The 22,597-nt window shown below is 67.7% G+C and carries 15 protein-coding genes and 1 tRNA gene; 4 read left to right on the forward strand and 12 right to left on the reverse strand.

Going from position 1 to position 22,597, the window contains the following annotated elements; translation table 11 throughout:
- Window positions 1-20 precede the first annotated feature (20 nt).
- Together KL771_RS14435 and KL771_RS14440 are read right to left on the reverse strand one after the other, a co-directional pair.
- Window positions 21-3,158: an efflux RND transporter permease subunit gene (locus KL771_RS14435; RefSeq protein ID WP_261969246.1), complete on the reverse strand. Its 3,138-nt coding sequence runs from the start codon at window positions 3,156-3,158 to the stop codon at window positions 21-23.
- A 13-nt stretch (window positions 3,159-3,171) separates the two neighbouring features.
- A complete protein-coding gene (locus tag KL771_RS14440) occupies window positions 3,172-4,431 on the reverse strand; it encodes an efflux RND transporter periplasmic adaptor subunit (protein ID WP_261969247.1) in 1,260 nt (419 codons plus the stop codon).
- A 437-nt stretch (window positions 4,432-4,868) separates the two neighbouring features.
- On the opposite strand from KL771_RS14440, the gene KL771_RS14445 reads away from it, so the two are divergent.
- From KL771_RS14445 to KL771_RS14455, 3 genes are all read left to right on the forward strand, one after another.
- Window positions 4,869-6,215: a D-serine ammonia-lyase gene (locus KL771_RS14445; RefSeq protein ID WP_261969248.1), complete on the forward strand. Its 1,347-nt coding sequence runs from the start codon at window positions 4,869-4,871 to the stop codon at window positions 6,213-6,215.
- 246 nt (window positions 6,216-6,461) lie between these two features.
- Window positions 6,462-6,728 carry a hypothetical protein gene (locus tag KL771_RS14450; protein ID WP_261969249.1) on the forward strand — a complete coding sequence of 89 codons (267 nt, stop codon included), beginning with the start codon at window positions 6,462-6,464 and terminating at the stop codon, window positions 6,726-6,728.
- On the forward strand, window positions 6,713-7,126 hold the full coding sequence (locus KL771_RS14455; RefSeq protein WP_261969250.1) for an immunity 70 family protein: 414 nt from the start codon (window positions 6,713-6,715) through the stop codon (window positions 7,124-7,126). The genes KL771_RS14450 and KL771_RS14455 overlap by 16 nt, the downstream gene beginning before the upstream one ends.
- A gap of 454 nt (window positions 7,127-7,580) precedes the next feature.
- Here the strand turns inward: KL771_RS14455 and KL771_RS14460 are convergent, their stop codons facing one another.
- The 9 genes from KL771_RS14460 to KL771_RS14500 form a co-directional block, all read right to left on the reverse strand.
- The gene (locus tag KL771_RS14460; protein WP_261969251.1) at window positions 7,581-9,026 is read right to left on the reverse strand and encodes a type I restriction-modification system subunit M; all 1,446 of its coding nucleotides are present in this window, start codon (window positions 9,024-9,026) and stop codon (window positions 7,581-7,583) included.
- Window positions 9,023-10,723 carry a DUF262 domain-containing protein gene (locus tag KL771_RS14465; protein ID WP_261969252.1) on the reverse strand — a complete coding sequence of 567 codons (1,701 nt, stop codon included), beginning with the start codon at window positions 10,721-10,723 and terminating at the stop codon, window positions 9,023-9,025. The genes KL771_RS14460 and KL771_RS14465 overlap by 4 nt, the downstream gene beginning before the upstream one ends.
- A gap of 11 nt (window positions 10,724-10,734) precedes the next feature.
- Window positions 10,735-12,246 carry a restriction endonuclease subunit S gene (locus KL771_RS14470; RefSeq protein ID WP_261969253.1) on the reverse strand — a complete coding sequence of 504 codons (1,512 nt, stop codon included), beginning with the start codon at window positions 12,244-12,246 and terminating at the stop codon, window positions 10,735-10,737.
- Complete coding sequence (locus tag KL771_RS14475) at window positions 12,243-12,653, reverse strand: type II toxin-antitoxin system VapC family toxin (RefSeq protein ID WP_261969254.1); 411 nt, start codon at window positions 12,651-12,653, stop codon at window positions 12,243-12,245. Before KL771_RS14475 ends, KL771_RS14470 begins: the two co-directional genes overlap by 4 nt.
- Window positions 12,650-12,892, reverse strand: a complete 243-nt coding sequence (locus KL771_RS14480; RefSeq protein ID WP_261969255.1) for an antitoxin — start codon at window positions 12,890-12,892, stop codon at window positions 12,650-12,652. The genes KL771_RS14475 and KL771_RS14480 overlap by 4 nt, the downstream gene beginning before the upstream one ends.
- A gap of 37 nt (window positions 12,893-12,929) precedes the next feature.
- Complete coding sequence (locus KL771_RS14485; protein ID WP_261969256.1) at window positions 12,930-15,626, reverse strand: type I restriction endonuclease subunit R; 2,697 nt, start codon at window positions 15,624-15,626, stop codon at window positions 12,930-12,932.
- Window positions 15,627-15,769: 143 nt separating this feature from the next.
- The gene (locus tag KL771_RS14490) at window positions 15,770-15,943 is read right to left on the reverse strand and encodes a hypothetical protein (RefSeq protein ID WP_261969257.1); all 174 of its coding nucleotides are present in this window, start codon (window positions 15,941-15,943) and stop codon (window positions 15,770-15,772) included.
- A gap of 404 nt (window positions 15,944-16,347) precedes the next feature.
- Window positions 16,348-16,424: transfer RNA gene (locus KL771_RS14495), tRNA-His, on the reverse strand.
- A gap of 508 nt (window positions 16,425-16,932) precedes the next feature.
- A complete protein-coding gene (locus tag KL771_RS14500) occupies window positions 16,933-17,322 on the reverse strand; it encodes a phasin family protein (RefSeq protein WP_261969258.1) in 390 nt (129 codons plus the stop codon).
- A gap of 271 nt (window positions 17,323-17,593) precedes the next feature.
- Here KL771_RS14500 and KL771_RS14505 point away from each other — a divergent pair, with 271 nt between their 5' ends.
- Complete coding sequence (locus KL771_RS14505; protein ID WP_261969259.1) at window positions 17,594-21,700, forward strand: PAS domain-containing sensor histidine kinase; 4,107 nt, start codon at window positions 17,594-17,596, stop codon at window positions 21,698-21,700.
- Window positions 21,701-21,777: 77 nt separating this feature from the next.
- Here KL771_RS14505 and KL771_RS14510 read toward each other — a convergent pair whose 3' ends face one another.
- Window positions 21,778-22,488, reverse strand: coding sequence for a lysozyme inhibitor LprI family protein (locus KL771_RS14510; RefSeq protein ID WP_261969260.1), 711 nt, complete (start codon window positions 22,486-22,488; stop codon window positions 21,778-21,780).
- Window positions 22,489-22,597 lie beyond the last annotated feature (109 nt).

Below are 22,597 nucleotides of genomic sequence, written 5' to 3' on the forward strand. Positions count from 1 at the left end.
CCCTCCGCCGGATAGGACCGTCAGTGCGCCGGCGCTTCCGCGGGCTTGTCCGTCCGCCGCGCGCCGGTCAGCCGTTGCGCGGTGCCGACGACCAGGACGAAGAACAGCGGCACGAAGAAGATGCCGAGCACAGTCGCTGCCAGCATGCCGCCGAGCACGCCGATACCGATCGCGTTCTGCGCGCCCGAGGCCGCCCCCGTGGCGATGGCCAGCGGCAGCACGCCGAGGATGAAGGCGAGCGAGGTCATCACGATCGGGCGCAGGCGCAGGCGCGAGGCTTCGAGCGTCGCCTCGGCCAGCCCCTTGCCCCGGACTTGCAGGTCGCGGGCGAATTCGACGATCAGGATCGCGTTCTTGGCCGCCAGCCCGATGGTGGTGAGCAGGCCGACCTTGAAATAGACGTCGTTCGACTGCCCGAATACTTTCGCCGCCACCAGCGCGCCGAGGATGCCGACCGGGACCGCGAGGATGACCGAGAAGGGGATCGACCAGCTCTCGTAGAGGGCGGCGAGGCACAGGAACACGACCAGCACCGAGATCAGGTAGAGGGCCGTCGCCTGGCTGCCGGACAGCCGCTCCTGGAACGACAGGCCGGCCCACTGCACCGCAAAGTTCTGGCCGAGCGGCGCGACCAGTTGTTCCACCGCATCCATCGCGGTCCCCGAACTGACGCCGGCGACCGCATTGCCCTGGATGTTGACAGCGGGCAGCCCGTTGAAGCGGTCGAGCCGGGGCGCGCCAAAGGACCAACTGTTGCTGGAGAAGGCCGAGAAGGGCACCATCTCGCCGCGGCCATTGCGCACGAACCAGCGGTCGACATCGTCCGGCTGCATGCGGTAAGGCGCGTCGCCCTGGACATAGACCGGCTTGATCTTGCCGCGGTCGACGAAGTCGTTGACGTAGGTGCCGGCCCAGGCGGTGGTCAGCACGGCATTGATGTCGGCGACCGACAGGCCGAGCGCGCCGGCCCGCTCCTGGTCGACATCGATGCGGAACTGGGCCTGGTCGGGCTGGCCGTTCTGGCGCACGGCGGAGAGCCGGCCATCCTGGTTGGCGGCTGCGATCAGCTTGTCGCGGCCTTCGTTGAGCGCCGCACGGCCGATGCCGCCGGCGTCCTGCAGATACATGTCGAATCCGCCGGATTGGCCGAGCCCCTGAATGGCCGGGGGTGCCAGGGCGAAGACCTGCGCGTCGCGGATGCGCGAGAGCGCCGCCATGGCGCGGCCGGCGACCGCATGGGCGTAGAGCCGCGGCTCGTGACGCAGCGAGAAATCCTTCAGGCGAACGAAGGCCATGGCCATGTTCTGGCCGTTGCCGCCGAGACCGAAGCCGACCGCGCCGAAGACGCCCTCGACGGCGTCCTTCTCGCCGTCCAGGAAATGCCGCGTGACCTGCTCCAGGACCGCCTTGGTGCGCGTTTCCGTCGCCCCGCTCGGCAGCTGGATCGAGACCATCAGCATGCCCTGGTCCTCCTCGGGGATGAAGGAGCCCGGAATGACGCGAAACAGCATGCCGGCGCCGCCGATCAGGACGGCATAGATCAGCAGAACCCGCAGCGGCCGCTTCAGGATGCCGGCGACGCCGGCGACGTAGCCGCCGGTCAGCCGGCCGAAACCGCGGTTGAAGAGACCGAAAAAGCCGCTGCGCGCGCCGCCGTCATGCGGCTTCAGGAGCGAGGCGGTCAGGGCCGGGGTCAGCACCAGCGCGACCACGACCGACAGCAGCATGGCGGTGACGATGGTCACCGAGAACTGCCGATAGATGATCCCGACGGAGCCGCCGAAGAAGGCCATCGGCACGAACACGGCGGAGAGCACCAGCGCGATGCCGATCAGCGCGCCGGTGATCTCGTCCATCGACTTCTCGGTCGCCTCCAGGGGCGAAAGCCCCTCCTCGTTCATGACGCGCTCGACATTCTCGACCACCACGATCGCGTCGTCGACGAGCAGGCCGATCGCCAGCACCATGGCGAACATGGTCAGGGTGTTGATCGAATAGCCGAACAGGGCGAGCACGCCGAAGGTGCCGAGCAGCACGACCGGCACGGCGATCATCGGGATGAAGGTCGCGCGCAGGTTCTGCAGGAAGATCAGCATCACGAAGAACACGAGCACGATCGCCTCGATCAGCGTGTGCTCGACCTTGCCGATCGACAGTTCGACGAAGGGCGTCGTGTCATAGGGGACGACCACCTCGACATTGGCCGGCAATGCGCGCTTCAGCGTCTCCATCGCCGCCTTGATGCCGACGGCGGTATCGAGCGCATTGGCGCCGGTGGCGAGGTTCACGCCGAAGCCGGCCGAGGGGCGGCCGTTGTAGTAGGACGAGGTGGCATAGGATTTCGCTCCGACCTCGACGCGCGCCACATCCGACAGGCGCACGATCGCCCCCGCCGTGTCGGTCTTCAGCTTGATGGCGCGGAACTGTTCGGGCGTCGACAGCTGGCTCTGCGCCGTGATGGTGACGTTCATCTGCTGGCCGGGCGCCAGCGGCGTCGCGCCGAGCTGGCCGACGGAGACCTGGGCATTCTGCGCCCGCACGGCCGCGACGACATCGGCCGGGGTCAGCTGGAAGCGGTTCAGCCGGTCCGGATCGAGCCAGATGCGCATGGCATAGCCGGAGCCGAAGATGTTGAGGTCGCCGACGCCGGGCACGCGCCGGATCGGATCCTCGATATTGCTGGCGATATAGTCGCCGAGATCGTCTGAGGACAGGCTGCCGTCGGTCGAGATCAGCGTCACGACCATGAAGATGCTTTGCCCACCCTTGGTCACGGTGACGCCTTGCTGGGTCACCGCATCGGGCAGCAGGGACTGCACCAGCTGCAGCTTGTTCTGCACCTGGACCTGGGCGATGTCCGGATTGGCGTTCTTGTTGAAGGTCAGCGTGATCGAGGCCTGGCCGCTCGAGGTGCTGTTGGCCGCGATGTAGTCGAGATTTTCCAGGCCGGTCAGATTCTGTTCGATCACCTTGGTGACCGAGTTCTCGACCGTCTCGGCGCTCGCGCCCGGATAGGTGGCGTTGATGCGCACGGTCGGCGGCGCGATGTCCGGATACTGGGCGACCGGCAGCGTGGTCAGCGCCAGCGCGCCGGCCAGCATGATGGTGATCGCAATGACCCAGGCGAAGATCGGACGGCGGATGAAGAAACGGGACATGGCGGCGTCCTCCTCAGCGCGCCGGCGCGGCGCTGCCGGCCGGCGCGCTGCCGGTTGGGGCGGGCGCGGGTGCCGATCCGGCCGCCGGCGCCGCGGAGATCAGGCGCGCGACGCCGTCCTCGCCGATGCGCACCTCGACCGGCCGCACGGCCTGGCCCGGGCGCGCCTTCTGGACCCCGTCGACGATCAAGCGGTCGCCGTCCTTGACGCCGTCGCGGATGATCCAGGACGTCCCGTAGCTGTCGGCCGCCAGCAGGAGGCGCGATTCCGCCTTGCCGTCGGCGGTGACGAACAAGGCCGTCGCCTGCCCTTTCGGGTTGCGGCTGACCGCCATCTGCGGGACCAGGAAGGCCTGGCTGCGATTGCCGACCTCGACGGTGGCGCGGACATAGAGACCGGGCAGCAGGATGCGCTGCGGATTCGGGATGCTGGCGCGGATGGTCATGGCGCCGGTCGATCCGCTGACGCTGCCCTCGAAGGCCTCGATCGAGCCGACCTCGCCGTAGCGCGTGCCGTCGCCGAGCGTCAGCCGCACCTTGGCGCCGTCATTGGCGAGCTGCACCTTGCCCTGATCGATCTCGCGGCGGACCCGCAGGATGGTCTCGCCGGATTCGGTCAGATCGACATACATCGGGTCGACCTGCCGGATGGTGGTCAGCGCCGCGGTCTGGTTGGCGGTGACGAGCGCGCCCTCGGTGACGCTCGACGTGCCGATCAGGCCGGAGATCGGCGCCTTGACCTTGGTGTTGTCGAGATTGATCTGGGCCGACTGCAGATTGGCGCGGGCGAGCGCGAGGTCGGCCTGGGCCTGCCGCAGCGTGGCGCGGGCGGTATCGACGGTCGACTGGGCGACCGTATTGCGCTGGAGCAGCTGTTCCTGCCGCTTCAGCTCGATCTCGGCATTGTCGGTGGTCGCCTGGGCCTTCTCGACGCTCGCCTGCGTGGAATCGAGCGCCGCGCGATAGGTGCGGTCGTCGATCTCGTAGAGAATGTCGCCGGCCTTGACCAGCGACCCCTCCTTGAACGGGCGTTTCAGCACGATGCCGCTGACCTGCGGACGGATCTCGCTGACCGCGGAGGCGACCGTCCGGCCCGGAATGGAGGCCAGGAACGGGATCGAGGCCGGGTGCAGGACGACGTAGCCGACCTCGGGCGGCGGCGGCGGCGACGGCGGCGCGCCGGCCGCCCCGGCCTTGCCGCTTCCACTTTCGCCGCAGCCGGCCAGCGCGAGCAACACAAGGATCGCCAACGGCTTCGGCGAATTTTCCGACATGAGATCTCCTCAGGACCAGCGACAGACCGACAGGGGGAACGAAGGCTTTCAAGCCCCACGCAGGAAGCATGAAATCGTGACGCTGCAAGCGATAGATTGTCCTCCTGAAGAAAAAGTGATCATAAAGGAAACATTCGGCAAAGTATCGAAGGCGTTCAGCCTGCCGGCAGGGCCGCGGCCGCCCCCCCCCCCGGCGAGCTCCCCGCGGGCGGGCGCAGGCGGGATCGCCGAGCCGGCGCCCGGCCGGCACAGCGGCCCGCCGGGGCGCCAGGCCGGACGGCGAGATGCCTGTTGCGCTACGGCCGTTTCCCTAGAAAAGTCTCCACCGGCGCGGCCGCCCTTCCCCCTTGCCGACGCGGCCTTGCCCTGCCCCCCCTTGCCGGCGCGGCCGCCATCCGAGACAAGGGTCTCGGATCCCGTCAACCGGAAGCCCTGCCTTGAGCACCGACCAGACCCGCATCATCCACGGCCGCAGCCTGGCCGACTGGGTCGCCGAATTTCCGCCGATCGCCGATCTGGTCGCCGGGCGCGAGACGGCCTGGTTCAATCCGGCGGTCGTCCCCGCCGCCGAGGCGCTCGGCGATGTCGGGCTCGGCCTCACCGACCTGCGCGATGCCGAAGCCCGGCTCGACCGCTTCGCGCCGCTGCTCGCCCGCCTGTTCCCCGAACTCGCCGCGACCGGCGGGATCATCGAATCCGATCTGGTCGCCGCCCCGGCCTTCGCCGCCGCGCTCGGGCCGGACGCGCCGGCCGGCCGCCTCCTGATCAAGAAGGACAGCCACCTGCCGGTCTCCGGCTCGATCAAGGCGCGCGGCGGCTTCTACGAGGTGCTGAAGCGCGCCGAGACGCTGGCGCGCGCCGCCGGCCTGATCGGCCCGGACGGCGACACCTTGGCGCTGGCCGAACCGGCGGCGCGGGACCTGTTCGGACGGCACGCCATCGCGGTCGGCTCGACCGGCAATCTCGGCCTGTCGATCGGCCTGATGGGGGCACGGCTCGGCTTCCGCACGACCGTGCACATGTCGGCGGAGGCGCGCGCCTGGAAGAAGGCGAAGCTCAGGGCCGCCGGGGTCGCGGTCGTCGAGCATGCGGCCGACTACGGCGCCGCCGTGGCGCAGGGCCGCGCCGAGGCGGCAGCCGACCCGGCCTGCCATTTCGTCGACGACGAGCATTCGCGGGACCTGTTTCTCGGCTATGCGGTCGCGGCCCTGCGCCTGCAGCCGCAACTGGCCGCCATGGGCGTCGCGGTCGACCGCGAGCATCCGCTCTTCGTCCACCTGCCCTGCGGCGTCGGCGGCGGCCCGGGCGGCATCGCCTTCGGGCTGAAGCTCGTCTATGGCGACGCCGTACACTGCCTCTTCGCCGAGCCGACCGCATCGCCGGCCATGCTGCTCGGCGTGCTGACCGGCCGTCACGACGCCGTCGCGGTACAGGATTTCGGCCTCTCCAACCGCACCGCCGCCGACGGTCTGGCGGTCGGCCGCCCGTCCGGCTTCGTCGGCCGCGCCATGAGCCGCCTGGTCGACGGCTACTTCACCGTCGCCGACACCCATCTCTTCCGCCTCCTCGCCCTCCTGAAGCGGACCGAGGGCCTCGAACTGGAACCCTCCGCCATCGCCGGCGCCCCCGGCCCCGCCTGGATCACCGCCGATCCCGCCTACCGCGCCCGCCTGGCCCTCACCCCCGACCGCCTCGCCCGCGCCACCCACATCCTCTGGGCGACCGGCGGCAGCATGGTCCCGCAGGACGAGATGGCCGGCTATCTCAAGGCCGGGGAGGGTTGAGGGGCGGGATGGCGACATCGGCCGCGCAGGATCCTCCAAAGGCTCGGCGCCCACGAAGCGTGCGAGTTCCCTTTGGGTCGGGAGCTCAAGTCCGTCGATGCCGTGACCCGGTCGATCCTGCTCCTGTCGATCACTTCAGCCGAAGCGTCTGGAGAATGCGCGCAGGACCGGCGCCTCTGGGGCACGGCACATGGACTGTCGATCTTGCGCACGCGACATCAATAGCCTTGCGAGGAGAGGTCTGGCATGCCTGACGATCGCCTGTCGGCACACAAAGCAAGAGGTATCATGCCGGATGGGGAGACGCAGACCGAATTGATTTTGATCAAATTAGTCTCATTCCTTAGATTGACCTATCAAATTAAAACGCTCACCTATCGCGCCGCCAAGGAAAATAAGAATTTAATATTGTTAGTCCCGATATTCTGCAAGATCAGCGCCCCTCTTATCACGCATATCTCCGAGAACCGAAGAATCTTCAAAGTCGTGAGGAAACAATGGGACTATACCTGACTGTGTTTGACGAGGACGAAGAGATCGACGGCATCGGAGTTGGGCGATACTCCGATTTCGAACATTTCAGGGATTCGATCACAGGCGCACTTGAACGTGGAGGCAAAGGCTCGCGATTTCCGGTCCTGATGTTGCATTCGAACTGCGATGGCGAATGGCCGGTCACGGCTTTGGCGGATCTGAAAAGAGAATTGATCGAAATTCGCGATGCGCTGCGCCGGTTTCCGCCGGATCCCGCGATCGACGGCTGGAGACTGCAATTCCTATCGACAAACGGAATCACTCCAGAGACCCTGATGGATAGTTTCTTTGATGTTGATGGAACTCTTTTGATCGATCGAATATTAGAACTCATCGATATTGGTATCGATCGAGGATTACCAATCCTTTTCCAGTAGATCACCTACGGAATTGCCATAGATGACCTCTTGGCAGCCAGGATTCCACTCTTCGGCTGGATGCGATTCAAGGTCGCTTGCGTTGGGAGGCGATCGTGGTTCGGGGCCTCACTGGCGGCGGGGAGCAGGCGTTCGTCGAGCCATGCGCGACGACGCGAGGCCCGCGCAATAGGCGGCAACCCCGCGACCATCGCCGGGTCCCCGATGGGATCCCCGTTTCGCCCGGCCAGACTTCCGACACCTCGGGCGCCATCCCCTGGCCCGTTGCCGATGGATCCGAACCGAGAGCAGGCTCGGCAACGCGATCCGAGAAAGCGAGCGCGTCGGCATCCCCTTGGGCGCCCGATCCGGCGAAGCCAACCAAGCGCGCGCCGAATCCTGAGCAGCGGCGCGCCATGCCTGCAGCTTCGGCGGCGTCAAGGTGCCGCGCCGGCTGTTCCGACAGTCTGCTCCTCTAGGTTCCCAACGCCGCAGCAACGCCACGGAACCGCTCCAAGGCCGTCTCGAGGCTTTCGACGATCTCGGCGGCGACTTCATCCGGCGGCGGCAGAAGATCGGGATCGTCGAGCGCGTCGTCCTTCAGCCAGAAGATGTCGAGATTGACCTTGTCGCGGGCGAGCAGCGCATCGAGCGGGAAGCGCCTGAACTTCTCACTCTCCTCGCGCTCGAACCGCCGGCCGGACCGATAGCAGGCGACGAAGTCGTCGAGGTCGGCCCGCACCATCGGGCGCTCCTTGAGGGTGAAGCGCTGGTTCGTCCTCAGGTCGTAGATCCAGAGGTCCTTGGTGGCGGCGGTCTCGGAGGGCGGCTTCTTGTCGAAGAACAGCACGTTCGCCTTGACGCCCTGCTTGTAGAAGATGCCGGTCGGCAGGCGCAGCAGGGTGTGGAAATCGAAATTGCGCAGGAGCCGCCGCCGGATCGTCTCGCCCGCGCCGCCTTCGAACAGGACGTTGTCGGGCAGCACCACCGCGGCTTCGCCGCTTGGGGCGAGCACGGTCATGATGTGCTGAAGGAAGTTCAGCTGCTTGTTCGAGGTGGTGACGAAGAAGTCCTGCCGGTCGTAGTCCTCGCGCTCGCTGTCGATTTCGCCGTCGTTGCGGACGATGCGATAGCTCTGCTTGCGGCCGAAAGGCGGATTGGTGAGGACGATGTCGAAGCTCCGGCCGCCGGCGCCGAGCAGCGCATCCTTCGCCTCGACGATGGAGTCGACGCCGGTGATGCCGTGCAGATAGAGGTTCATCGCCGCCAGGCGCACGACTTCGGGCACGATGTCGATGCCCGAGAACTTGTTCTTCAGCGCCAGATAGGTCGCCTTGTCCTGAGCGCGCGGGTGCCTCTTCATGTGCTCCCAGGCGGCGAGCAGGAAGCCGGCCGTGCCGCAGGCGGGATCGTGCACGCTCTGATGCGGTTCGGGATCGACCACCTGGACCATGGCTTCGATGACCGGACGCGGCGTGAAATACTGTCCGGCACCCGACTTCACGTCCTCGGCGTTGCGGGCGAGCAGTCCCTCGTAGATGTTGCCCTTCACGTCGACCGGCAGACCGAGCCAGACCTCTCCGTCGATTAGGCCGACGAGCCGTTTCAGCTTGGCCGGATCCTGGATTTCGTTCTGCGCCTTGAGGAAGATCGCACCGATGATGCCGCCCTGCCTCGACAGCTTGTCGAGGAGCCTGCCATAGGCCGCATTCAGGGCCTCGCCGGAGAGATCCTTGATGTCGCCCCAGCGCGCGCCCTCCGGCAGCATCGAGGCCTCGCCGATCTGGGTGACGCGCTCCTCGTCCATCTTGAGGAACAGAAGATAGGAGATCTGGCTGATATAGGCTTGGTAGCTGACGCCCTGATCGCGCAGCACATGCGCGAAGTTCCAGACCTTGGCGACGAGGGTTTGGGCGTTCATGACTGGGCCTCGGGCGCAATGTCCCATGTCGTGTGGAGCTTCGCGAGCAGCGCCCTTTGCCGGGCTTCGAGAACCGTGGGCGTCCAGGACTGTTCGCCCAGCACCTGCGTCGTGATGACGAACGGCGACACCCCGCCGCTTTCGGAGAAATATCGGTTCTTCTTGGTCGAGAAGTCCCAATTGCTGGCCTGGATGTTCTTTCGAAGTGTCAGAAGTACGAGGTTGGCCAGCTTGTGCGTCCACCCGTTGCGGATCGCATCGTCGGGGAAATCCTTCAGCCACTGGCTCGCCGCTTCCGGCGTCTGCGGCAGCACATGTTCCACAGAAACGATATCGTGGCTGTAGGTCGCCCCACCGGACGAAAGCTCGGCATCGAGGCGCAGAAGCAGCGGCAGCCGCACCCGCGTCACCTGATAGATCGGGCCGTCGAGATCGGCGCGGAAAGCCGCCTTGTCTTGCGCGGCCAGCTCGATCGACCGACCCTTCCATTCGCCGCCGACAAGATCGGTCAGCACATTCGCGTAGCGCCGGATGCGCTCGTTGATATCGGCACGAGTGACGAACAGAAAATAAGCCAGCGTCTCAAGTCGCCGCATGAACAAGGCCGCATCCCCGGCGGATATATTCGTATCGACGAAGAACTTCAGCGCGACCGGCATCCAGTCGTTGTTGTCGAGTTTGGTGAGATAGCGCAGACGTTTGGTGGCCTCGTCGCCATAGAGCGTGGCAAATGCCGGCGGCGAGAGCAGCTTGGCGAATGTCGCGCCGAAAGGCTGCAACACGCCCTTCATGAACTTCGCATGGTCCGCGAAGTCGGTGACGAACTTCTTGAAGCCGACCTCCAGTCGCTCGCGCGGCTTCTCGCGCTGGTAGATCATGCGGATGTGCTGGAAGAGTTCGGCAAAGCGATCGCGGCCGAGCTGTTCTTCGATCGCCTCCCAGGAATCCGAATAGTCCTTCTCGTCGGCCGCGGCGACGCGGTCCAGGAGATCGGCTTTCAGGATATCGGCCGGCGTGAGATCGAGGCCGCGCGCATTCAGCACCGTGAACACACGATGCGCCATGTCGACATTCGCGACCGCAATGACCACGAGATAGCAGCGCTGCAACAGGAACGCGACCAGCCGGTCGCGGGCTTCGGGCGTCATCGCCTTGGCGCGATCGTGGAACAGCGTGGCGTTTTCGACGATGCGCAGGCGGCTGTCGGTCAGCCCCTTGGTGCCGGGCAGCGCATTCGTGGCGCCCTTGTTCTGAACGGTGGCGCGGAAGAATTCCTCATCGCGCTTGCGCAGGGTCAGGCGATAGCGGCTTTTGGTGCCTTTGTCGGGGTCGCCTTCCTCGCAGATATAGGCGTGTCGCTTGATCCCGACTTCGAGCGAGGAAAGATCGCGCAGTACAGAAAGCAGGATCGTCAGCGTGGTCAAACGCTGCTGGCCGTCGACGACCTTGGCTTCGGGCGCGCCGGGCTGCTTGATCAGCACGATGCTGCCGAGAAAATAGGTGACCGGCGCCTTGGTCTCGATCGCCTCGTCGAGCGCCGCGAGGATGTCGGCGAGCAGCGCCTCGGCCTGCTCCTTCTCCCAGGCATAGGGACGCTGATAGGTCGGGATCGCGAAGGCGAACTCGTCGCTGAACACGCGGCTGAGGCGTTCCTGCCCGGCCTTGATCGGTTCCAACTCCATGGGCTCGAATTGCATGTGTGGGACCCTCACTCTGATTTGGCACGCGGCCGGCGCCGGACGATTTTTGCGGTTGGTTCGCTGGCCTTGAGCCGAGCCAGCATCGCGCTGACGGGTTCGTCGGCGGGGTCCTGGGCGACGAGGCGGCCTTCGAAGGCGGCCTTGAGGATGGATTGCTTCAGCCGCGCGGCGTCGGCGGCTTCCGCCTCCAGCATCGCCTGTGTGTCGGCGGCCGCGGCGAGCGCGTCGGAAACGCGGCGGAGGATTTCGGCGGCTTCGGCGGGTGGGGGGATGGGGAATTCGATTTCGACGAATCTGACCTGCGTCAAATGACCGATGTTCGTCGTGATCCTGCTCTCGCGCTTGAATCGCCCCGAATGCATGTAGTGGCGAAAGACCAACAGCGCGAAATCTGGATCGATATACTGACAAGCTCGGAATCGAAGAAGTGTCTTCTGAAAGCAACAGTCTTTAATCTCGCCCTTGTAGAGGGCCGGACGTCCTATTAAATCAGGCGCCTGCCCTTCGTTCAGCAGGATGTCTCCGGGCTCTAGGGCGAATATGTGAAACTCTTCGGGCGTGAAGTTCATCCATTTTACATCGGAGAGATCGAGCCGATCCTCCATGACATTGGCCACGCGGAGATAGGGCCGCATGTGTGCACCACGATGATGCTGCGGGGCACGCTGCCTCCCAAGCTGCACGTCGCCCGCCTCTTTAACTACACACCAAGCCCAGCCGTTCGGCAAATCAGGCAAGCCAGATCGCAGAGGCGCAACGTCTCCGTGTTTGGTATGCCCCTTGGTAGCGCGTTCGGCCCGGATGCGCACGAGCAGGTCGTGGCCGGTCTCGCCGACCGGGTTCGCAGCGCGCCAATCCTTGGTCAGTTCGCCGGTCACGGCGGCTTTCAGAAGCGCGCGGCGGAAAGTGTCGAGCCCCTTGCGGGCCGCACCGAGCGCCGCCTCGCCCTCGGCGATCTCGGCAAAGAGCGCATCCACCCGCGCCACGATGCGGCGCTGCTCGGCGAGGGGCGCGAGGGGGACAAGGAGTTCTTCGACGAATGTGCGCGGCATTTCCTGCTGGTTCGTCGAACCGACATGGCCATCGACTACAAGCCGCTGGACACGCGATGTTTCCGCGAAGTATCCGAGAAATCCAGGTTCAATCGATGACGGACGAACAATGGTGACGTGAGAGTCAACCGTCAGTTCCGGGATCGATCCGTCGTAGACAACCGCTCGCCCAATTGTTCCGGTTCCAGTCGAGTTCCAAAGGAGATCACCCGTTCTGATACGAAGTTCAGGCGATAGGCGATCAAACGCCTCCCGCGCAGTGAGCTTGAAGTGGAGACGTTCAAGCCGGTGCCACCTGATGCATCTTTGATTGACGACCGGGACGCCGCCCGCTTCGACATATGTCGGTCCCCGTCCGCGACCAATAAAGCTGCTCACGGCTTTAAGCGGAACCCAAGCCCACCCCGCCGGCAGCGGCCAAGGTTCCTCGCCATGCTGGCGCGCCGGCGCCGAAAGCGCATCCATCATGCCGCCCAGTCCGCCACGATCAGGCCGGGCACGCGCGCGAATTCCCGCGTGTTCGCCGTCACCAAGGTTGTTCCAGCACGGCGCGCCTGGGCCGCGATCAAGAGGTCATAGGGGCCGATGGGGCTACCGGTCCGCTTCAGATGGGCGCGGATATCGGCTGCCTCGGAGGCGTCCCCAGGCGTGAAGGGCAGCAGCGACAGCCGGCCGGCGGCGACGAAGATGGCGATCTTGTCTTCGTTCGCCTTGCGGCGCTCGCTCGCTGCGGCGCCATACATCAATTCGTGAAAGACGACGACCGACAGGCCGAGCGGCGTTCCGGCCGCCAGCGCCGCATCGAAGCGCGCGCGCACCTGCGGCGGCCGGTCGTTCAGGAGGGCAATCGCCACATTGGTGTCGAGGTGGATCACCGCTCGAACACCACACGGTCCTCCGGCATCGCCGGCTGCTCGCGACCTTCCGCCATGAAGGGGGCATCCCCCGTCTGGTCGACGAGCGACCACGGCATTGTGCCGTCCTCCATCGGCTCGAGCACGACCCTGTCGCCGACACGGGTCGCCCGGACCTCACGCCCTTCGAAACGGAACTCCTTCGGCAGCCGCACCGCCTGCGAACGCCCGTGGGTGAACAGCTTTGCCGTCGACGTCATGGCGCAGGCCTCAATGATAGATACCATATGATAGATATCACGCCACCAGCACCTCGGTCAATTCATCGAGCAGCTTCGGCAGACGCAGGCCGAACATCGCCCGCGCGCGGAGGATGCCGCCGCGGGCGGCGAAGTCCGGCGCCTCCATCAGGTCCTCGGGCCGGATCTCGATATTGACGCTCAGGTGGTCGCGAATCGCCGTCAGCCAGGCCCGCTGCTCGTCGGTATAGCGGCGCCCGGCCTTCTCCTCCCGCCCCAGCCAGAGATTGAAGCGCCCGGCGACGAGGCCGGGCAGCGGTTCCAGGGCCTCGATCTGGCCGAGCGCATAGCGCGCCAGCATGACGATATCGGCCAGCGTGCCGGCCGGACTACCGCGCACCGTGTCGGATGCGATGCGCCGGTAGGCGCGCCAGAGGTCGACCGGCTCCAGGAGCCAGGGCGGACGCTTCAGCGCCTCCTTCAGATCGTCCACCGCCTCGTAGGTCAGCCGCCGCTGCGCATGGGGCAGCCGGTAGAGGATCTGCAGCGCGACGAGTTCGTCCCGCCGTTCTTCGAGAAAGCGCCGGAACCGCGCCACCGTGTCGGCCGCCTTGGTCGCGTCCCAGCCCGAGGAGACCACGGCATCGGTGGAGACCGTATCGATGCGGATGTCGGCTGCGGCCTTGACGTCCTTGAGCAGGCGCCGCAGGGCGGGGTCGTCGAAGGCCAGCGCCGCCGCATCCTTGGCGGCCTCGCGCGCCCGCCGCCGCACGGACTCCGGCGCGTCCTCCGGCACGCGCGTCGCCAAGGCATCCGGATCGATGGCATCGAGGAGGCGGGCGGCGAGGCCGGACAGATCGATCCCGCCGGCCGCCTTGGCGATGGCCGCACGGTCCCTGTCGCCGATGCGCCGGTCGAGCGCGGCCAGCCGCGCGGCGAGCGTGGCGAAGGCATCGTCGTCGCGCCGTCCGGCCGCGATATCGTCGATCAGCCGGTCGAAGGAAATGACGCGGTCGCGTTCCAGGGGCTGGGAGACGGTCTTGAGACTTTCCGACACGCCGACGGCATCGATCAGCACGAAGCGGGTCTTCGCCTCGGCGTCCGGCGTCACCTCGCGCAGCTTCTCGGCCGGGATGGTGCGCGCGCCGCGCCCCTTCATCTGCTCGAAATAGAGCTCCGACTTCACGTCACGCAGGAAGACGAGCACCTCGATCGGCTTCACGTCCGTGCCGGTGGCGATCATGTCCACGGTGACGGCGACGCGCGGATGGTAGTCGTTGCGGAAGGCGCGGATCAGGGCTTCCGGGTCGGCGCCATCGGTGCGGTACGTGATCTTCTTCGCAAAGTCGTTGCCCTTGCCGAACACCTCGCGCACCAGACCGACGATCTCCTCGGCATGGTGGTCGTCCTTGGCGAAGATCAGCGTCTTGGGCACGTCCCGGCGCCCCGGAAAGAGCTCCGTGAACAACGAATCCCGGTAGGTCTCCAGCACGGTGCGGATCTGGTTCGGCACCAGCACGGAGCGGTCGAGCTGATCGGGCGTGTAGGAAAAATCCTCCGACAGAGTCTCGTAGCGTTCGGCCCGGGTCCGCTTGTCGCGCACCGGCAGGTCGTAGCCCGCCTTGACGGTCGCGCCGCGCTCGCCGATTTCCGTGCGGATGCGGAAGATGTCGAAGCCCACATTGACGCCGTCGACGACCGACCGCTCGTAGGGATATTGCGCCACGAGGTTCCGCCCGAAATAGCCGAGCGTGTGCAGGGACGGCGTGGCCGTGAGGCCGACCGTGAAGGCGTCGAAATAATCGAGCACCTGCCGCCAGGTGCCGTAGATCGAGCGGTGGCATTCGTCGGTGATCACGAGATCGAAGCTCTCGATCGGGATCGACGGGTTGTAGGCGACGAGCCGTTCGGTCTCTACGCCGGCGCCTTCGAAGGACGAGCCCTCCTCGTCCTCCTCCGCGAGGTCCCGGCCCGACAGCACCGAGAAGACCCGCTGGATGGTGGCAACGACGACCTGCGCCTGTCGATCCAGCCCGCCGGCGCCGAGCTTCTGGACGTTGTAGATTTCGGAGAAGGACCGCCCGGTCCCGGGCGGGCGAAAGGCGAGATATTCGTCGCGCGTCTGGCGCACGAGATTGGCGCGGTCGGCCAGGAACAGGATGCGCCGGAAGCCGGCATGGGCGAGCAGACGGTAGCTCAGCGTGCAGGCCGTGAAGGTCTTGCCGGCACCCGTCGCCATCTGCACCAGGGCGCGCGGGTGGTTGGCCGCCATCGAGGCTTCGAGGGCCGCCACCGCATCGATCTGGCAGGTGCGCAGGCCGTCGCGATCGACCGGCGGCATCGCGCCCAGCCGAGTGCGGATCGTCTCGGGCTCCCTGAGCAGGCGTTCCAGGGTTTCAGGACGGTGAAAGGCGAAGATGCGTCGCGACACCGGATCGGGATCGGCGTGATCGCGGAACAAGAGTTCGGTGCCCGAAGCGACATATTCGAAGCGGACCTGGCCCGCCTCGCGCACCAGGTGTTTCGGCACGTCGGCGATATAGCGCGCGGCCTGCTCCGAGAAGCCGGACAGCGTCGTGCCTTCGGGCTTCGCCTCGATCACCCCGCAGAGCCTTCGGCCGACGAACAGGCCATAGTCCACCGGCCCGGAACCCGTCTGGAATTCGCGCACCGCCACGCCGAGACCCGCGCCGAGATTCATCTCGGCCTTGGACTGGATCGACCATCCGCACGCGCCGAGCTGCCGGTCGATCAACGACCGGGCCCTGTCCTCGGGATGGAAGGCGGATGCGCTCATTCGGCGACAATACGCGGGAAGTCCGGAGATTGTGAAGGGACACTACCTGCGGGCAGCAGTTGAGAGACGGCGGAATACTGGGGAATCGGTGAGGCTTGGCGCTACAGACCGGACCTGATCCAACGCATCCGTGAGGTCGTCAGGAACAACGGCTCCTTCGGACGTCCGACGGTAAGCTGCAGCAGTTTCAGGAGTGCGCTCGCCTTTGTTTTGTCGTTGATTTTCATAAGCATCTTTGCTTCGTCATCATCGCCATAAAGGCCGTAGTTGACCATCAACCGGCATTCGAAAGGGACCAGAAAGCGCGCAATCGTGTCGACGGCCTCCGCGAATGCCTCACCGTAAGCTACCGGAAGATCAGCAAGCGCGGCGCTGACCCCAGGCGTTGCCAGTGACCGTTCCTGCGGCCGCTGTCATCTCGGCAGTCGATGCACGGCTAGTCCGTCGACGGCTTCCCAGCCTCGCGGACGGCACAGTTCCATCATTGGAGATCGCCGCAGCCACCGAGCTGTTCGATCGATGGAGATGCGCATCCCCGGCGGCTTCCCTGCCCGGAGAGCGATCCACATCGCTCAACCCAATTCGGCTAGCGTGCAGACCCGGTGCTTACCTGAAGGCCAGGTCATGGCACGCCATGCACCCATGCAAACGAAAATATGAGTATTTTGAATAGTTTATATGGTACGGCTGGCTGGACTCGAACCAGCGACCTTCGGAGCCACAATCCGACGCTCTAACCAACTGAGCTACAGCCGCCCAAGGGCGCGATCCTGATAGGCGCAATCGGGCGGCTTGGCAAGGGGCTTGCGACTGCGTTCTGGGGGCGGGGGGACTCGTGCTTCGGTCGGCCGAAGTGGCGGATGGCGGGAACGGCGACGCTCGGCGTGCGGGGCGGCGCCGGCCGGCCGGGCCGGAGGCCCGGAGGATTTCCACAGGTCTTTGCCGGTGCGTCCCTTGCGATCCCGCCGGCTGCGGGCAGGCATCCGGCGGATGGCGGGCCTGCAGAAGCGCGCGGGACTACGGGCGGCCGCGCGGCACAGCGATTTCCGGCCCGGCGCAGTCCGCGGTCGACCGGGACAGCCGCCATAACCGGCGCACCGCTCCGGTGCCCGCGCGCGCCGGCGGCAGCGGGGCATATCGGTTCCGGGGCTGCCGCGCCGCCCGCAGCCCCGCAGCCCCGCAGCCGGCGGATCGCCGGATCCGGCCCGCCCGTCGGGCGCTGGTCGCCGTTCCGATTCGCGCGGCGCCCTCGCCCGGCGGACGATCAGCGCTCGGTGCTGCGGCCGGCGAATTCGGAGGCGGTGCGGGCGCCGGCATCGCTCAGGACGCGCGCCTGCTCGCCGAGATTGGCCATCTGGCGCTTCAGGAACTCGCTCTGCAGCGTCATGATCTCCTGCAGGTCGCGCGCGCCGACGAGACGCTGGGCGTGCGTGAAGGCGCTGGAGACATTCTCTTCCGCCAGTTCGAGAATCTTGCGGTTCAGATCAAGCGCGCCGCTCTGCGCGTCGGAGGACGTCGCCTCCAGCTTGGAAACCGCAGCGCGCGTCGCCGCCACATAGTCGTCGAAGGCCTTGCGGGCCTGATCGACGCTGTCCTGGGTCAGGCTGCGCAATTGCTCCGGCACCTCAAAAGGTTTCTGTTTGTCTTGCGCCATGGCTCTTGTCCCGCAGGTGATGTTGCCTTAGGCCCGGATCATCGAAGTGAGGATTCGCCCCGGCCGGGCGATTGTGTCTCCGCTGGCGCCGCGCTTCAAGCCGCCAGCCGAACCCCCGCCGTTAACCTTGACGGGCAGAACCTGTCGATAGCCGGCGGCACTTGTGGACCGCGTTGAGGCTTTCTTTATATTAATGGGCAGTTAACAGGCCGGAACCGGGACGGTGCCGGACCTGTCGGAATCTACGCCCGCACGGGGCGCCGGGGTTGGCATGCGCAGGACCGTCGAGACTGCCTTCACGCTCATGACCGTCGCTGAGGTCGGCGAAAGCCTGTCCGCCGCGCGCCCGGTCATGGTCGTCGACGGCACCTCATGCGGCCTTCTCTTTCTGAACGCGGCCGCAGCGGAGCGTGTCGGCGTGACCGACCTGGCCGCGGCCTTCGGCAATCCCCCGCCCCTGCCCGCCGCCATCCTGACCCAGTTGGCGCGCTTCGGCGCCCGGGCCGCGGTCGGCCGCCGCCAGACCGAACTGGTTACCCATCGCGACGGCCTCAACCCGGTCGTGACCGCCTGCACGATGACGCGGCTGCCCGACCTGGACGAGGCGCCGGTGCTGCTGCTGGAATTGCCCGCCCGGCCCGGCGCGGCGGGCGACATCGCCGCCAGCCTGGCGCTGCTCGCCGATCCGGCCCGCCTGCTGGCAGCCTTCGATGCGGACGGGGAGGTCCTGTCGGCCTCGGGCGACTACGCCCTGCTCGACGGCGTTCAGGACGCAATCGAGGACTTCGTCGTGGCGGCCGCGAACCGGCCGCTGGCGCGCACCCGAGTCGCGGCGGCCGACGGGATGGCCGAGGCCATGGTGGCGCGGATCGGCGGCAGTCGCGACCTGCGCATCATCGCGATCGAGCGGGTGGCGCCCGGCGCAGCGACCGGCGCGGTCGAGGCGTCCGACGCAAAGGCTGTCGAAGACGCCCCGGCGGTCGCGGCGGGCTCAGCGGATCCGGCGCCGACCGCCGCGCCCGCCGACACCGCGCCCGAATACCGCGACCTCGGCGAGCCGGACCATCTGCTGGACCCGATCTTCTTCGCCCTGTCGCCCGTGCCCGGTCCGGAGGATTTCAGCCGCTGGGCGGCGGAGGCCTCGGGAGCGCCGGAACCGGTGGCCCTGCCGGCTGCGCGCATATCCGATGCGGAAGAGGCCGCGGCCGCCGCCGACGATGCCCTGTTCGCCGGCTTCGCCGCGCCCCTGCCGCATGCGCCGCTCTATCCGGGGGCGAGCAGCGACGATCTGCGTCTGGCCGTCGATCTGATCACCCATCCGCCGGCGGCCCTGTCGCCACCGACCGTCCTGCCCGATCCGGCGCCGGACGCCGAGCCGGACGTCGCCCTGGAGCCGGCGGTCGCGACGGAGCCGGCGGACGCTGCCGGCCCCGCGATCCCGGCGGCGACGGCAATGGCGGCGCCGGCAGCTTCGACCGGCGAGGTCCCGAGCCGGGACGGAGATCGGACGCCTCCGCTCTTCCGGTTCGTGCCCGAGGCGCGACCGAGCCGCTTCGTCTGGCGGATGGATTCGGCCGGCCGCTTCACGTTCGTTTCCGACGACTTGGCCCGGGCCGTCGGCCCGCAGGCGGCCGCGCTGGCCGGCCTGTCCTGGGCCGAAGCGCGCGCCCGCCTCGACCTCGATCCGGACGACCGCGTCGCCGAGGCCCTCGGCCGCCGGCAGACCTGGACCATCCGGGATCTGGCCTGGCCGGTGGAAGGCCAGGCGCTGCGCGTGCCGGTCGACCTGACCGCGCTGCCGACCCTGGCGCGCGACCGGTCGTTCGAAGGCTATCAGGGCTTCGGATTGTGCCGCACCGGGGCGCCGCTGCCCGATCCGGACGCGACCGGCGAGCGCCTCGCGGCGCCGACCGCTTCCGACAAGATCGATCGGCCCGGCCCGCCCGGCCCGACCGATGCCGATGCCGGCCCGGATCAGGGCGCCGGCCCGTCCTCCATCGGCGCCGAGGGCGACGACGCGCCGGACGAGGTCGAACCGCGCCGCAGCGAGGATCCCGGCCCGGCCGTCGACGAGGCCGCTTTCGCCGGCGAGATCGCGGCGCCCGCGGAAATCGCGCCGGAGGGTCAGCAGGCGGAGGGCGCGGACGCAGCGGCGTTGGATGGCGCGGACGCGCCGGCGTTGGATAGCGCGCCCGTCGCGGCCATGGACGCGCTGCCGGCGGGGGACCGGGCCGTCGTGCCGCCGGTCTACCCGGTGCCGGCCGAGATCGTCGATGGGGCGCGCCTCTCTGCGGATGCCGGGCCGGCGGCGGGACCGCAGGCGGAGCGCATGTTCCGTCCGCCGGACTCCGGCCGGATCGTGACCGTCCCGGCCAATCGCGGGTCCCGCGTCGTGACGCTGCCCGGCGCGCATCGGGTGGCCATCGACACCCATCGGCTGAGCGCACCCGAGCGCATCGCCTTCCGGCAAATCGCGGCGGCCCTCGGGGCCCGGCTTGAAGGCGACGATGCCGGCAGCGATTCGGAAGAGCCCGAGCCGGGCACCGAAACGGGTTCGGAGGCTCCGGCGGGGTTCGACGCCACGGGGTCCGGGCAGCCGGACGTTGCCGCACCCGCCGAGGTCGCGCCGCCATTGCCGGGCGGCACGCCGGCCGCGATCGGCTCGGCACAGTCGACGATCACCCCCGGCGGCTTCGCGCCGTCGAGCTCCGGATCGGCCGCCATCATGGCCATTGCGCGGCCGGCATCCAGTGCGGCTTCCGCGCCGGAGCCGGATGCGAAGATCGAACCCGCAACCGCGGTCGAGCCGCCGGCCGCCCGGCCGGCGCCGGCCCAACCGGTCGCCGGCCAACCGGTGGCGCCGGGCGATGACGACGTGCGTCTGGCCAGCCGCATCCTGGACCGCTTGCCGGTCGGCTGCGCGGTGTTGCGCGAGGACGACCTCGTCTATGTCAACGGAGCCTTCCTGGCCCTGACCGGCTATGCCGATCTGGCCGATCTCGAAGCGTCCGGCGGGCTCGATGTGCTGTTCGCCGGCGAGCATGTCGGCCGGCGCTTCGCCGAAGAAGGCCGCACCCGTCCCGTGCCGGTGCTGACGCGGACCGGCGAGGTCGTGCCGGTCGCGGCGCGGCTGGCGCCGGTGCCCTGGGGGGCCGGACCGGCGCTGCTCCTGACCCTCGACCGCCTGCCGCGCCCGATCGCCGAGGCGGCGGCGGAGACGGCCTCCGGCCGGGCCGCCCTGGAGGCGCTCGGCGAGGCGCGCGAACGCTCCGCCGAACTGGAGGCGATCGTCGACACGGCGACCGACGGCGTGATCATGCTCGACGGCGACGGTCAGGTGCTGTCGGCCAACCGGGCCGCCGAGGCGCTGTTCGGCATGGACCGCGCCGAAATGATGGGCCAGGGACTGGACGATCTGCTCGCCCCGGAAAGCCGCCGCTCGGCGCAGGACTATCTCGACGGGCTCGCCCGCAACGGCGTCGCCAGCGTGCTCAATGACGGGCGCGAGGTGATCGGCCAGGTGCGTCCGGAGGGGCTGATCCCACTGTTCATGACCATCGGCCGCATTTCGTCCGGCGCCGGTTCGAAATTCTGCGCCGTGCTGCGCGACATCACGCAGTGGAAGAAGTCCGAGGAGGAACTGACCGGCGCGCGCCGCCGTGCCGAGGAGGCCTCGATGCACAAGTCCGAGTTCCTGGCCAAGATCAGCCACGAGATCCGCACGCCGCTCAATGCGATCATCGGCTTCTCGGAAGTGATGCTCGACGAGCGCTTCGGGCCGGTCGGCACCGAGCGCTACAAGGACTATCTGCGCGACATCCACAGCTCGGGCTCGCATATCATGAGCCTGATCAACGACCTGCTCGACCTTTCGAAGGTCGAGGCGGGCAAGCTGGAACTGACCTTCGAGGCGGTCTCGCTGGCCGATCTGGCCGCCGAATGCGTGGCCATGATGCAGCCGCAGGCCAACCGCGAGCGGATCATCATCCGCACATCGCTGCCGGGCAGCGTGCCGCCGGTGGTCGCCGACAGCCGGTCGGTGCGCCAGATCGTGCTCAACCTCCTGTCCAACGCGGTCAAGTTCACGCCTGCGGGCGGTCAGGTGATCGTGTCGGCGGCACTGGAGGACAGCGGTGAGGTCGTGCTGCGCGTCCGCGATACCGGCTACGGCATGACCGAGAAGGAGATCCAGGCCGCCCTGGAACCGTTCCGCCAGCTCCACACCGCCCGCGCGCGCAGCACCGGCACCGGCCTCGGCCTGCCGCTGACCAAGGCGCTGGTCGAAGCCAACCGCGCCGCCTTCCGGATCGATTCCGCCGTCAACCAGGGCACCCTGGTCACCGTCACCTTCCCGGTGACGCGGGTGCTGGCGGGCTAGTGGTGCGATCGAGACGGATGGTTCCCATCCGTCCCGTGAATCCGAACCACCAACTCCCTGATTGCGTGGTCAAAGGCTCAGTTCGTATAGGGCTTGGCGGCGATGTAGGTGCCGTCGACGCTGCCGACCGCGCCGCAATAGGGCGGCGTGCCCTCGAAACCGGCGGGCTTTTCGGCGGTGATGCGGATCGACTGGCCGTCGCGAACGACGCGCAGCGTCCAGCCCTCGTAGTCGCTGGAGCCGGGCGCCTCGGCGACCACCATCTGGGCGCCGTCGAGCCGGCCGATGCCCTCGAACTGGCAGATCCAGCGGCCGATCGCGCCGTCGCTGGCCGTGACCGCGACGCTGAGGCCCTTGGGCGAGGCCTCGACCGTCGCCGTGCCGCCGACATTGGCCCAGGTGCCGACGAAGCCGGCGCGCGGGGCCGCGTCATAGGCATCGAGCTGGACCACCCGGCTCTCCAGGAAGCCGGCCATGTCGAAATCCTCGAACTCGAAGGCCCAGTCGCGCAGCTGCATGGCCGTCTGCTGATCCTCGCGGATCAGGCGGCCGGTGGCGGCGTCGAAGCGCTTCAGCGCCGCCCCATAGGCGGCCGCCATCTTGCGGTCGAGCGCGCCGAGATTGCGGTCGGCGCAGATCGCCTTTTCGACCGCAGTCTTCGCCTTGGTGCAGTCGAAAGAGGCCTGCGCCTCCGCCGGCTGGGGCGAGGCGGCCAGAATGGCGGCAGCCAGCGTCAGGCCCGGCAGCGTCCGGATCGGCGGCATGATGGCGAGTTCGGCGCGCGGCATGGTGACACTCCCGGGACGCCGCTTCCGGACCACATCCGGCCGGGCATCCCCCCTCCTCGACGATGAACGATCCCGGCGACGGCCGGACGACGGCCGTCCGGCTGCCGAT

The sequence above is a fragment of the Prosthecodimorpha staleyi genome, from assembly GCF_018729455.1.
Lineage (GTDB): Bacteria > Pseudomonadota > Alphaproteobacteria > Rhizobiales > Ancalomicrobiaceae > Prosthecodimorpha > Prosthecodimorpha staleyi.

Coding starts and splice junctions, on each gene's coding strand:
- KL771_RS14490 (WP_261969257.1), bottom strand. CDS start 15,943: ATGGTCAACTACGGCCTTTATGGCGATGATGACGAAGCAAAGATGCTT.
- KL771_RS14510 (WP_261969260.1), bottom strand. CDS start 22,488: ATGCCGCGCGCCGAACTCGCCATCATGCCGCCGATCCGGACGCTGCCG.
- KL771_RS14470 (WP_261969253.1), bottom strand. CDS start 12,246: ATGATGGATGCGCTTTCGGCGCCGGCGCGCCAGCATGGCGAGGAACCT.
- KL771_RS14455 (WP_261969250.1), top strand. CDS start 6,713: ATGGGACTATACCTGACTGTGTTTGACGAGGACGAAGAGATCGACGGC.
- KL771_RS14480 (WP_261969255.1), bottom strand. CDS start 12,892: ATGACGTCGACGGCAAAGCTGTTCACCCACGGGCGTTCGCAGGCGGTG.
- KL771_RS14500 (WP_261969258.1), bottom strand. CDS start 17,322: ATGGCGCAAGACAAACAGAAACCTTTTGAGGTGCCGGAGCAATTGCGC.
- KL771_RS14440 (WP_261969247.1), bottom strand. CDS start 4,431: ATGTCGGAAAATTCGCCGAAGCCGTTGGCGATCCTTGTGTTGCTCGCG.
- KL771_RS14435 (WP_261969246.1), bottom strand. CDS start 3,158: ATGTCCCGTTTCTTCATCCGCCGTCCGATCTTCGCCTGGGTCATTGCG.
- KL771_RS14505 (WP_261969259.1), top strand. CDS start 17,594: ATGCGCAGGACCGTCGAGACTGCCTTCACGCTCATGACCGTCGCTGAG.
- KL771_RS14460 (WP_261969251.1), bottom strand. CDS start 9,026: ATGAACGCCCAAACCCTCGTCGCCAAGGTCTGGAACTTCGCGCATGTG.
- KL771_RS14465 (WP_261969252.1), bottom strand. CDS start 10,723: ATGCAATTCGAGCCCATGGAGTTGGAACCGATCAAGGCCGGGCAGGAA.
- KL771_RS14450 (WP_261969249.1), top strand. CDS start 6,462: ATGCCTGACGATCGCCTGTCGGCACACAAAGCAAGAGGTATCATGCCG.